We start from the raw sequence: 12,791 nt of genomic DNA on the forward strand, positions 1-12,791 counted from the left end.
TTTTATCTCTTGTCTATTGTCTAAAGTCTCATATCTAAATATCCAACTTCGTTTCATTCTTAATTTCGCTCATAACAAATGTGCTGTGCGTACTTCCAATGTTTTCGAGTGAAGCTAATTTATTCATCAAAAAACTTTGGTATTCACGCATATCATCAACCACAACTTTAATCATAAAATCGTACTCGCCAGAAATATTATGGCATTCAATTACTTCACTAAGCTTTACTATTTCCTCAACAAATCGCTTACCCGCTTCTTGTGCATGTTCTTTCAAACGAATGTTGCAAAATACCATTAAATCTTTTCCCACTTTTTCACGGTCAACAAGAGCAACATACTTTTTTATAATTCCTTCATTTTCCAATCTTCTTACACGCTCATAAACAGGAGTTGGAGATAGATTTAGTCTTGAAGCCAATTCTTTGGTAGTCAGATGTGCATTATCTTGTAATGACTTTAAAATTTCTCGGTCAGTGCTATCTAACTTTTGCATAGATAAAATGTCGTTTTTAACAAAAATATTTTCCAAATTTAAAAATAAAATTACTCATAAGTACTATTAATATAGATAAATTATCTATTTTTTTGAAATTATTTAAAAAATCAATCTTTAAATCGTACTTTTGTGAGATAAATTTTGTTAATAGACTATTATTGATACATGAAGTGTGTAAGACACTTCAATCTAAGTAAAATAAAGAAAAAGTGGCGAACATTCAAGAAATATTAAAAGAAAGAATCCTTGTACTTGATGGTGCAATGGGGTCGATGATTCAGACTTTCAAATTGACAGATGCTGATTATCGTGGCGAAAGATTTAAAGATTTCCCACATGAAGTAAAAGGCAATAATGATTTACTTTCAATTACAAAACCTGAAGTTATCAAGAATATTCACCGTCAGTATTTAGAAGCTGGAGCCGATATTCTTGAAACCAATACTTTTTCGGGTACGTGGGTAGCAATGGCCGACTACCACATGGAAGATTTGGTGTATGAACTCAACTATGAATCAGCAAAAATTGCTCGTGAAGTAGCCGATGAGTTTACTACTAAAAATCCTAACAAACCTCGTTTTGTGGCTGGTTCAATGGGGCCTACAACTCGTTTGAGTTCGATGTCACCCGATGTGAATAATCCGGGTTATCGTGCCATTACTTTCGACCAATTAGTAGATGCATTTTATGAGCAAGTTAGAGGCTTGGCAGAAGGTGGAGTAGATTGTTTTTTGGTTGAAACAATTACCGATACACTTAATGCCAAAGCGGCTTTATTTGCTATTAGCCAATACAATAGAACTACTGGAAAGAATATTCCTACAATGGTTTCGGGTACAATTACCGATGCCTCTGGACGTACACTTTCTGGACAAACAACTGAGGCTTTTTTGACTTCAGTTTCACACTTGCCATTACTTTCAATTGGTTTAAACTGTGCCTTAGGTGCTGATTTGATGCGTCCATACGTACAAATTTTAGCTCAGAAAGCTCCATTCTTCACATCAGCACACCCGAATGCAGGTTTACCGAATGAAATGGGCGAATATGACCAGTCGCCAGAGCAAATGGCCTTGATTATTGATGATTTCCTTAAAAATGGATTTGTAAATATTATTGGCGGATGCTGTGGCACTACGCCTTCACACATCAAGGCAATTGCTGAGGTTGCTGCAAAATATAAACCACGCGAAATTCCGGAAGAAACGCCTATTCAAAAATTATCTGGTTTAGAACCTTTAAATCTTACCAAAGAAACCAATTTTGTAAATGTTGGTGAGCGTTGTAACGTAACCGGATCTAAAGCTTTTGCTCGATTAATTCGTGAAAGTAAATATGATGAAGCATTAAGTGTTGCTCGTAATCAAGTAGAAAATGGTGCTCAAATCTTAGATATTAACCTTGATGAAGGGATGATTGATGGGGTAGAGGCTATGACTACTTTCTTGAATTTAATTGCAGCCGAACCAGATATTTGCAGAGTGCCAATTATGATTGACTCTTCAAAATGGGAGGTAATTGAGGCAGGTTTGAAATGTGTGCAGGGGAAATCAATTGTAAACTCAATTTCCCTGAAAGAGGGTGTAGAGAAATTCAAGGAATATGCTCAGAAAGTAAAGGATTATGGTGCTGCGGCAGTAGTAATGGCTTTCGATGAAAGTGGTCAAGCTGATAGCTATGAGCGAAGAATAGAAATATGTAAGCGTGCTTATGATATTTTGGTCAACGAAGTAAATTTTCCTCCACAGGATATTATTTTCGACCCGAATATTCTTACGGTAGCAACTGGTATTGAAGAGCATAATAATTATGCAGTAGATTTCATCAATGCCACTCGTTGGATAAAAGAAAATCTACCTTATGCGAAGGTTTCAGGTGGGGTTTCAAATATTTCGTTCTCTTTCCGTGGAAATGAGCCGGTTCGTGAAGCTATGCACACTGTTTTCTTATACCATGCGATTCAAGCGGGTATGGATATGGGAATTGTAAATGCTGGACAATTAGGCGTTTACAGCGATATCCCGCAGGAAATGCTTGAGCATTGTGAAGACGTATTACTCAATCGTCGTCCAGATGCTACAGAACGCATGGTTGCTTTTGCCGAAACCGTAAAATCGAAAGGGAAAGAACAAGTAGTTGATAATGCTTGGAGAAATGAAACCGTTGAAAAACGTTTAGCCCATGCTTTAATCAAAGGTATTACCGAATTTATTGACGAAGATGTAGAAGAAGCACGCCAAAAGGCCAGTCGCCCACTGGAAGTGATTGAAGGACCATTAATGGACGGTATGAGTATCGTTGGAGATTTATTTGGTGCTGGAAAGATGTTCTTGCCGCAAGTGGTAAAATCTGCCCGTGTAATGAAAAAGGCAGTGGCTTACCTACAACCCTTCATTGAAGCCGAGAAAGTTGGTGGTTCTTCAGCAGGAAAGATTCTTTTGGCTACTGTAAAGGGTGATGTGCATGATATTGGGAAAAATATTGTAGGGGTAGTTTTAGGCTGTAATAACTACGAAATCATAGATTTAGGCGTAATGGTTCCGACGCAGAAAATCTTAGATGAAGCTCGTAAACACAACGTAGATATTATTGGACTTAGTGGATTAATTACGCCAAGCCTTGATGAGATGGTGGGAGTAGCTAAAGAAATGGAGCGTCAAGGGTTTTCCATTCCATTGTTGATTGGAGGAGCAACAACTTCACGCATACATACCGCAGTAAAAATTGACCCTCATTATTCTGGGCCAGCCATTCACGTTTTAGATGCTTCACGAGCAGTGCCTGTGGCGGGTAAGTTAATGCAAAATGAGCAGACTAAAGAAGAGATTTTTAGTGATATTAAAGCTGAATATGCACAATTAAGAGAAGAACACGCCAATCGTCAGAAAGATAAAAATTATGTTTCGATTGAAAAGGCCAGAGAAAATAAAACAAAAATTGATTGGACAAAATATGAGCCAACTAAGCCAAGTTTCTTGGGCAATCGTATTTTTGAAAATTATGATTTAGCAGAGATTGCCAACTATATTGATTGGACTCCATTCTTCCAAACTTGGCAATTACATGGGAAATATCCTAAGATTTTTGAAAATGAAGTGGTAGGAGTAGAAGCTCGTAAATTATTTGATGATGCTCAAGTAATGTTAAAAAATGTCATCGAAAATAAACTTTTACAAGCCAATGCAGTAGTAGGGTTTTATCCTGCAAATTCGGTGGAAGATGATATTATTTTAAAAGATTTTGAGGGTGATAATGTATTAGATGTGGTTGAAGAATTACAAAAAGATTTTAAAGTAAATGCTTTACCAGTAAAATCATTACATCATTTGCGTCAGCAAGGTCAAAAAGCTGCTAATTTGCCTAATATCGCTCTTTCTGATTACATTGCCCCGATAGAAAGTGGTGTACAGGATTATATCGGAAGTTTTGCTGTAACAACTGGAATTGGCATAGAGACTTTATTGGAGCAATATGAAAAAGACCATGATGATTATAATTCAATCATGCTCAAAGCAATTGCCGACCGTTTGGCAGAGGCTTTTGCCGAATTGATGCACGAAAAAGTTCGTAAAGAATTATGGGCTTATGCGAAAGAAGAAAACCTTGATAATGAACAATTAATCAAAGAAGCTTATCAAGGTATTCGTCCGGCTCCGGGATATCCAGCTTGCCCTGACCATACAGAAAAGGCTTCTCTTTGGAAGTTGTTAGAGCCAGAAAAAATTGGTATTCAACTTACCGAAAGTTATGCCATGTATCCAGCAAGTTCGGTAAGTGGTTGGTACTTTGCTCATCCAGATAGTAAATACTTTCCAATCGGAAAAATAGCTAAAGACCAAGTAGAAGATTATGCCAAACGTAAAAACATGAGCTTAGAAGAAGCTGAAAAATGGCTTGCTCCTGTTTTGAATTATGATTAATTAACATGAATTTGACTCTGCCAAAGCGAGAAATAGCAGAATTTGCCATTCTTTTTGCAGTTGCCTATTTATTTAAAGTAGTGTATGTACAGCAGTTTTTTTCTGTACATACACTTATTATTTTTATTACCCTTTGGGCATTTTTGAAAAGTATCTATTTTGTTTTCGAAAACTCCATACATTTACTTGTAGCAACTTCGCAAGATATAGCCTATCATAAATTTCTTTTTTTAATGACATACAATATTGGCCAAATGACGCTTTCATTTGCAGTAGATTTCTTTTGTCTATATGAAGTTGATAAGAATAGTTTTATTGGCGTAGCTCCTGAATTTTCAAAGTTAGAAGAAGCTTTTGAGTTTTTCTATTTCAGTGTGTTAAACTTCACTTTTTTTGGTTATGGCGATTTAATGCCCAATACAATTGCAACCAAAATAGTTCTTTTGATGGAAGTTATAATTGCATTTCTTACAATCATATTTATCCTTTCTGATTTTATTTCTATGAAAGATTCTTTGAGAAAAAAGTAAAATAATTAAATAATCCACAAAAAAAGAGCGAGTAATCAAATAATTACTCGCTCTTTTAGTATTGGTAATTAGATATTACGCCATTTTCAAAGCATCAAATCTGCGTTGCAAGAATGCAAAACCACCGAATAGAACTGTTGAAAAGAATAAGTCACCTAAAATTTGGTTTTTCAAGAATGGAAGACCTGCTGTATAGGAAGCCATTAACCCTTCTATTGAATGAGGGTATGAAATCATGGTTGGGTCATTGATTTCTGGAACTGGATATAAATAAGCACAGTTAGTAATCAAAAAGAAAATCAACGAGCTTGCTAATGATGCACCAACAACCTCCACTGGACTTACTTTTTTTATAGCAATCATTCCAATTACAGAAACTAAAGCAAATGCACCGTAAACCATTGGCATACCACTGTGAAAGCCAAAACCGGTAGTAATTTCTAAAATTACATCACTTAAAAACATGGCAGCCATCGGAAGGAAAAGTGCTTGCCAACGTTTAGTAAAATAAGCACCACCAAACAAAGCTATTGCCGCAATTGGAGTAAAATTAAATGGATGTGGCAGGAACCTTGACAATGCTGCCAAAACTACTATTGCCAATAAAGTTGAGAAACGTGTAATATTCATGATAAGAGCTCTGAATTCTGAGTTATGAATTCTGACTTTGAAAATAATTTAATTCAGATATACAAAAATACAAAAAAACTCAAAACTCAGAACTCAAAACTCATAATTATTTAAGTACCCAAGTATCTTTGCTGCCACCACCTTGCGATGAATTTACTACTAGCGAACCTTTTTTCAAAGCAACACGAGTCAGTCCTCCGGGCGTAACATGTATACCATTTCCGTAAAGAATGTATGGTCGTAGGTCAACGTGGCGGCCTTCTAAACCATCATCTACTAAACAAGGGCTACGTGATAGTGAAATTGTAGGTTGAGCGATATAATTTCTCGGATTTGCTTTGATTCGTTCTCTAAATATTTCGTGTTCTTCTTTGCTTGCTTTGGGGCCAATCAACATACCATAACCACCCGCTTCATTGGCTTCTTTCACAACTAATTGTTCGATATTTTCTAATACGTACTTCATAGAATCTGGTTCTCCACACAAATAAGTAGGTACGTTTGGTATAATGGCTTCTTCTCCCAAATAATATTTGATAATTCTTGGTACATAAGCATAAACAACTTTATCATCGGCTACACCAGTACCAGGGGCATTAGCTAAACCAATATTTCCTTTCTTATACACTTCAAACAAGCCTGGAATACCAATCAAGGATTGTGGGTTAAATGTAAGTGGGTCGAGGAAGGTATCATCTATTCTTCTATAAAGTACATCAACAGTTTGGAATCCCTTGGTAGTCCGCATTTTTAGATAATCACCTACTACAACTAAATCACGATAATCTACTAATTCTACGCCCATTTGCTGAGCCAAATATGAATGTTCAAAATAGGCTGAATTGTAGATTCCAGGGGTAAGTACCGCTACGGTAGGGTCGGGGCGTCCAGAAATATGACGTAGTACTTCAAGTAATTTCGCAGGATATTCTGAAATCGAACGAACATTCGATTGTGAGAGAACATCTGGGAATGTTTGCTTCGATAATTCACGATTTTCAAGCATATACGATACACCAGAAGGGCAACGAAGATTATCTTCAAGTACAGTAAATATGCCATTATTATCACGAATCAAGTCAGTTCCTGTAATGTGAATCCATACACCTTTGGGAGGTGTAAGTCCTTTACATTCAGGTAAATAGCCTTTGCTTGATTCAATGATTTCTCTCGGAATTATTCCATCATTGATGATTCTTTGCTCGTTATAAATATCTTGTAAAAATAAATTTAAAGCAGTAATTCGTTGGACTAATCCCTTTTCAAGATTATCCCACTCCTGAGAGTCGATTACTCGAGGAACTATGTCAATTGGAATGATTCGTTCGGTTCCTCCATCTTCAGAATATACGTTGAAAGTAATTCCTGCGGCAACCATCGAACGCTCAGCTGCTTTTTGTTTACTAGTTAAATAATCAAAGGAAAGATTTTCGATTTTTTCTTTCAAGAATTGATTCCCAGCTCTTGGCGAACCATGTGAATCAACCATTTCATCAAAGAAATTTTCGGTTTTGTAGTTGTTGAAATCGTAATTCATAATTTTTCTTTGTATATCGGTAAAATTGAAACTACAAAGTATGATTTTATTCTAAAAATCCAAAGGAAGTGTGTATAATTATTTACATTTGTATCATGATATTTTTCTTGAGTGGCCCTTTATAAAAACTTACCCTTTACCCTAAAATGAGAATCCTTTTTTGTCTTTTCTTTCTCACTATATCTACTTCATATGCACAACAGTGGCTTGGAATTTCATCAAGTAATTATTCGGGTACTTATGGTATTTACAATAATCCAGCGAACATTGCTGATTCGCGTTATAAATTTTTCATGAATTTTGCTGGGGCTAATGCTGATGTAATAAATAATTATGCTTCATGGGCGGCTCCCTTCTCAATAGTGGGTTTGATGACAAGAACTGTTCCAAATAGGTATCTAGCTCCTAGTGGTTTGCCGATTTTTAGTTTATCCTATATAAAGGAGAAGACAAATATTTCAAATGTAACTTCATTTGCGTCTATCGACATTAAAGGGCCCTCTTTGATGTATAATTTTAGCAAATATAAGTTTTCTATTGGTCTAACATCAAGGGTGAGAGTATTAACAAACCTCAATAATACAACTCCAGATGTAGCACATATACTTGTAAAAACTACATTCGACCCCAATATATTTGGAGTTAGGCAAGATAACAGCCATTTTTCTATGAATACAAATGGTTTTGCTGAAATGGGCCTCACAATTGGAGCTGTAATCAAAGAGCAAGAACAGGATTTCTTTAAAATCGGTTTAACCGCCAAACGCTTAAATGGTTTATTTAATGTTCATTTGTTGGCTGATAATTTAGATTATGTGATTGATGCAAATGCCTTAAGACCACTTCGACAAGATTTGTTTTTTTATAAAGCACAAGGTATTTATGGGACAACGAGTGGGGATGCATTGCGTAACTTTAGTTTTACACCTAATTGGCTTTTTGGAAATTTAGCTGCTGGAACAGGATATGGAATTGATATTGGAGGAGTATATGAATATCGTCCTGATTTTTATAAGTATGACATAAAATTGAAGGGAAAATGGAGCATGGATGGAACCAAAAATAAATATTTGTATAGATTAGGATTTGCATTATTAGATGTTGGAAGTATTCACTACAATAATCCCGCTTATGTTAAGCAAGTCGGTATTAATAAACCAAATGTTTATGTAGCACCTGAAACATTCAGTAAAATTGACTCCCCAGATAAGTTTTATCACCAAATGAATGATGCCTTTAATATTGCCCCTGCAAGCTATACCAGTGATTTTACAGTGGTTTTACCAATGGCTTTATCAACGAATTTTGATTATAAGTATTCAGAAAAAATTTACATTAATGCTTCTTGGATTCAGAGTTTGAGGAATCCAAAAGTTTTAGGCATGAATCAACCTTCATTAATCGCCTTAACACCGAGGTTTGAAACAAAATGGATTGATGTTGCCGCTCCCATTGCCCTACAAAATGGTTATAGAAATCTAACGATAGGTCTAATGGGGCGTTTTGGACCATTATTTATTGGAACCGAAAATTTGGGTGGTGTTCTAAATATCGCTAAACCAAATGGCATTAATTTTTATATGGGCTTGTTTTTACCTTTATTTATGAAACTACCCGATTCTCCAAATGGCTGTTATGTAGAGACTACTTCAGGATTAAAACATGAATTAAGAGAATTATTTAAGAAAAATAAACAAAAACGTAAATGGAATAAGGTACGTTAGGCATTTACTTGAATCATTTTAATCAAAATTTAATCTTATTTTTAGTAAGGACTATACTTGTAGTTAGAATTTTACAGTGTTAATAGCATTACAGTATTAAATCTTGATGAAAATGGCAGCAACTAAAATATTACTTGTAGAAGATGAATTAAGGCTAGCAGAATATGTAAAGAAGGGCTTAGAAGAAAATGGTTTTAGTGTTGATGTAGCCTATGATGGACAGATAGGGAGAAGTTTAGCATTGAGCAATGCCTATGACCTAATGGTTTTTGATGTTAATCTTCCTAAAATAAGCGGTCTTGAGTTAACAAAAAAGCTTCGTTCAGAGCAGATTAAAACCCCAATAATGATTCTTACAGCAATGGGAACTACTCAGGATAAAATTTCTGGATTCGACTCGGGTGCTGATGACTATTTAGTTAAGCCATTTGACTTTTTAGAATTAATTGCTCGCCTTAATGCATTATATCGCCGCTCAAGTGAGGTTGCGGAAATGAAAAAAAATCTACAAGTTGCAGATTTGGAGTTAGACCTTAATGAAAAAAATGCTAGAAGAGGGGGTAAATTGATTACCCTTACTTCAAAAGAATATATGCTTCTTGAGTTTTTTATGAGAAATAATGGAAAAGTTGTTTCTCGTACTGAAATTGCTGAAAAAGTTTGGAATCTCAATTTTGATACTGGAACGAATACGATTGATGTTTATGTAAATTTTCTACGAAAAAAAATAGATCAGAATTATGAAGTTAAGCTTATTCATACGGTTGTGGGTAGAGGTTATATGATGAAAGGATGAAGCAGCTTTTTTCGCATTTTATAATTATGACATAAAAAATAACTTCAGAAATGGCCAATCCAATCTGAAGTTATTTTTTTACGGAATTATAAAAATGTTATTACAAATTTACAATCCGAAGATAGTACAGATTTTTAACACCGATTTTACAGTTGTTATTACATTTTTAGCAAAATCAGCGATTTTTATCAATTAAAAAATCCTTTGATTGTTTCGGACATTGCTTCAAATTCAATTAAAAAACCATCATGTCCATACATTGAATCAATAAGTGCATAACGTGCATTCGGAATTTGATTGGCAATAAATTCTTGTTCTTCTGGTGGAAAAAGTACATCTGAACTTATTCCAATTACCAAGGTCTTTGCTTTTATTAGCTTGAGTGCCTCTTCAACTTTTCCACGTCCACGCCCAACATCATGTGAGTCAAACATTTTTGAGAGTGTCCAATACGAAAACGCATTGAATCTTTTACCAAGTTTTTCTCCTTGATAATTCTGGTAAGTATTCGCTCGAAAGAAATCTACTTGACCTTCATCTCTCGATTGCGTACGGCCATAAGTTGCATAATTTCTGTAAGAGAGTAGTGCAATTGACCTTGCCACTTTCATTCCATTCATACCTGCTTTGGAGTTTCTTTCAATCCAGGTTGGGTCTGCTGCAATAGCCATTCTCTGTGACTCATTAAAGGCTATTCCCCAAGGTGAATGAATGGCATTTGTTGAAAATAAAATTAGGTTTTCAAATAATTCTGGTTGTATAATTGCCCATTCAAGGGCTTGTTGCCCACCAAGAGACCCACCCAAAAGGGTATTTATTTTTTCAATATTTAGGCTTTGTCTTAATAAATCTATGGCACGCACTACATCTCGGATTGTCAGAAATGGGAAATCATGAAAATAAGGCTCACCAGTTATTGGATTCTTGCTTAATGCATTGGTCGAACCATAATGAGAACCTAAAATATTCGCACAAACAATAAAATGTTCAGCTGGATTATACAGTCTTTTTTCACCAATTAGGCCATTCCACCAATCCGATGGATTAGCATTTCCTGTAAATGCATGGCATACCCAAATTACATTACTCTTATCAGCATTGAGTGTCCCATAAGTTGTATAAGCCAAATCGAATTCTGGTAACCAAGCTCCTGATTCTAACTTAAAGGGTTCGTCGTGATGAAATATCTTGTTTTCCATTATTTAGTTGTACACAAATTACAATTTGTTGATTAAGCTTTGTTTTTTCTTAGTCTTTCAAATAATTCAATTATTCTTTTAATTCTTGTTTCGGGTAGTTTGCCACTATCAATCCATCTTCTATAATCCTTTTGTCTAGATGCAGAAAGTTGGTTGTATAAACTAGTCATTTCCTCATCAAAATCAAGGGCTTCTTGCAGTTCTGTTGGCATAGGCACTATCCGTTCTTCAAAATCTTCCTCAAGGCTAATCAAAATTTCATCATGTAATTTTATACCTAAATCTTTTTGTAGTTTTATGGGTAATGTTAGGGCATGTTGGCCAGCACCTTTAGGGAAAAGATTACTTTTAAAAGGTTTATTATTTATTAAACCTTTAACCTTGATAAAGCCTCTTTTTCCAAATATCTCAAAAGCATCTTCATGAAAATCAACGTAATGCCAAGAACCAGCTGGATTGGGGGGCATTTTCTTGATTACTTCTCTGAATACAATAACTTTATTAGACATAAACTAATGGGTTGCTCAAAGCTCCAAACAGAACCATGTTCCACAACATCTCTGTGCAATGTTTACTATCAGATTTAAGTACTATAAAAAACCAATGATTGATGTATGATTGGTTTATAAGTCCGAAAGGTCTGACCCATTCGGTAGGTGTTGGCACCTTATCGCTAGTAGCGGGACAGGTTGCCCGAGGTTCATAGAGCCTATTCTCTCCACTCGTCTGTATAAATCAATCAATCAGCTACTTGAGTAGGATAATTGAATTGATGATGCAAATATGCGTTAGTATTTGTTAGAAAACAAGATTTTGAGTAGAATTTGTGTGATTATGGTGTCAAAAGTGATTTTTTTATTTAGGTAATAAAAGATTATCGCTGACCAAAATATTCGTTGATATCTTTAAATCCTTTATTCCAATCTTTTTTTTCTGCTAAAATCCCAGCCATTAAGAAATCTTCAATTATTGTTTTTGTTCCGTTTATTCCAGCCTCATCATTATCAAAGCTTATCCAAACTTTGTATTTTTTGAAGTATTTAAACCATTCTTTTTTAAAGGTTTTTGCACTGCCCAAACTCACTGCCGGCATACCATTTTTGACCAATGTCATACAGTCAAATGCACCTTCAGTCAGATATACTTCTGAATTTGGTCGTAATTTTTTGATACCATCAATATTAAAAATGGTTCTCGGTACTCCCGAAAGAAATTGATACTTACTAGCTCCTTCAGGTGGATTTCCTATACTTCTTCCTTGTAGATAAATAATTCTTCCATCTTGGTAATAAGGAATGATGATAGGATGAACAAAGAAAACTAAGTTCCCTTTATCATTCACAATTCCACTGCCTTTTAAGTCTTCCAATGAAAAATGTTCTTTTAAAAACTCGTTTGTAGCAACGTAGTTTTTGATGACAAATAATCTGAAATGCTTGATTGTCCAGTCATCAATTCCACGTCCACGTAAATATTCTGCTGCTTTTCGAGCAGATTCTGTTGCGGGCTGACTTAGGCAGAATGTTTGAAAACGTTCGTATATTTCGGTGTAAATAGGCTTGAATTCAAACTTTTTTTCGGGAAGTGGTTTATTGGAATAAATACTTTTAATGTCAACTTTTCTAAAGTTTTTATTTCGAACACCATCGTAGTTTGGAATGTACCTACTGGCAAGTTCTTCAAGAGCGGTTTTGAAATCTATTTTGCAAGTATCTGCATAAAGATTGATAACATCTCCGTGTTTACCACAACCAAAACAGTGAAATTCGTTTTGTGGAGGAGGGTAAAAAATGAGGGAAGGAGAGTCTTCAAAGTGAAACGGACAATTCATTCTTCGGCTTTGGATTATTTCAAAACCTAAGTCACGAGCAACTTGCCGAATATCAATTTCTTTTACCCGCTGAAGTAGATTATCCATTGAAATGAATGAAGATTGAAGCTACATAAATGATGATT

Annotated in this window: 10 protein-coding genes and 1 riboswitch; of the genes, 4 read left to right on the forward strand and 6 right to left on the reverse strand. The window is 35.1% G+C overall.

All coding sequences use genetic code 11. The features are described from left to right. Positions 1–34: 34 nt before the first annotated feature. Entirely contained in the window at positions 35–496 is a 462-nt protein-coding gene (locus tag EMTOL_RS16580) for an Lrp/AsnC family transcriptional regulator (protein WP_015030467.1), read from the reverse strand. 266 nt (positions 497–762) lie between these two features. On the opposite strand from EMTOL_RS16580, the gene metH reads away from it, so the two are divergent. After that, complete coding sequence (metH, locus tag EMTOL_RS16585) at positions 763–4,419, forward strand: methionine synthase (protein WP_052315435.1); 3,657 nt, start codon at positions 763–765, stop codon at positions 4,417–4,419. 5 nt (positions 4,420–4,424) lie between these two features. Beyond that, positions 4,425–4,949 (forward strand): ion channel, encoded by a 525-nt coding sequence (locus tag EMTOL_RS16590; RefSeq protein WP_015030469.1) that lies wholly within the window; start codon positions 4,425–4,427, stop codon positions 4,947–4,949. A 75-nt stretch (positions 4,950–5,024) separates the two neighbouring features. Here EMTOL_RS16590 and EMTOL_RS16595 read toward each other — a convergent pair whose 3' ends face one another. Continuing rightward, complete coding sequence (locus EMTOL_RS16595) at positions 5,025–5,579, reverse strand: DUF6580 family putative transport protein (RefSeq protein WP_015030470.1); 555 nt, start codon at positions 5,577–5,579, stop codon at positions 5,025–5,027. A gap of 106 nt (positions 5,580–5,685) precedes the next feature. Then, the gene (locus EMTOL_RS16600) at positions 5,686–7,116 is read right to left on the reverse strand and encodes a circularly permuted type 2 ATP-grasp protein (protein ID WP_015030471.1); all 1,431 of its coding nucleotides are present in this window, start codon (positions 7,114–7,116) and stop codon (positions 5,686–5,688) included. Positions 7,117–7,262: 146 nt separating this feature from the next. Here EMTOL_RS16600 and EMTOL_RS16605 point away from each other — a divergent pair, with 146 nt between their 5' ends. Further along, on the forward strand, positions 7,263–8,840 hold the full coding sequence (locus EMTOL_RS16605) for a DUF5723 family protein (protein ID WP_015030472.1): 1,578 nt from the start codon (positions 7,263–7,265) through the stop codon (positions 8,838–8,840). 112 nt (positions 8,841–8,952) lie between these two features. Next, positions 8,953–9,636, forward strand: a complete 684-nt coding sequence (locus tag EMTOL_RS16610; protein WP_015030473.1) for a response regulator transcription factor — start codon at positions 8,953–8,955, stop codon at positions 9,634–9,636. 188 nt (positions 9,637–9,824) lie between these two features. Here the strand turns inward: EMTOL_RS16610 and EMTOL_RS16615 are convergent, their stop codons facing one another. From EMTOL_RS16615 to EMTOL_RS16625, 3 genes are all read right to left on the reverse strand, one after another. Next, positions 9,825–10,835, reverse strand: a complete 1,011-nt coding sequence (locus EMTOL_RS16615; RefSeq protein ID WP_015030474.1) for a homoserine O-acetyltransferase family protein — start codon at positions 10,833–10,835, stop codon at positions 9,825–9,827. A 32-nt stretch (positions 10,836–10,867) separates the two neighbouring features. Further along, positions 10,868–11,344: a YdeI/OmpD-associated family protein gene (locus EMTOL_RS16620; protein WP_015030475.1), complete on the reverse strand. Its 477-nt coding sequence runs from the start codon at positions 11,342–11,344 to the stop codon at positions 10,868–10,870. 111 nt (positions 11,345–11,455) lie between these two features. Next, a riboswitch (SAM riboswitch) is annotated at positions 11,456–11,572 on the reverse strand. A 137-nt stretch (positions 11,573–11,709) separates the two neighbouring features. Then, positions 11,710–12,753, reverse strand: coding sequence for a CHC2 zinc finger domain-containing protein (locus tag EMTOL_RS16625; protein ID WP_015030477.1), 1,044 nt, complete (start codon positions 12,751–12,753; stop codon positions 11,710–11,712). Positions 12,754–12,791: the final 38 nt, after the last annotated feature.

This window comes from Emticicia oligotrophica DSM 17448, from assembly GCF_000263195.1.
Classification (GTDB): Bacteria; Bacteroidota; Bacteroidia; order Cytophagales; family Spirosomataceae; genus Emticicia; species Emticicia oligotrophica.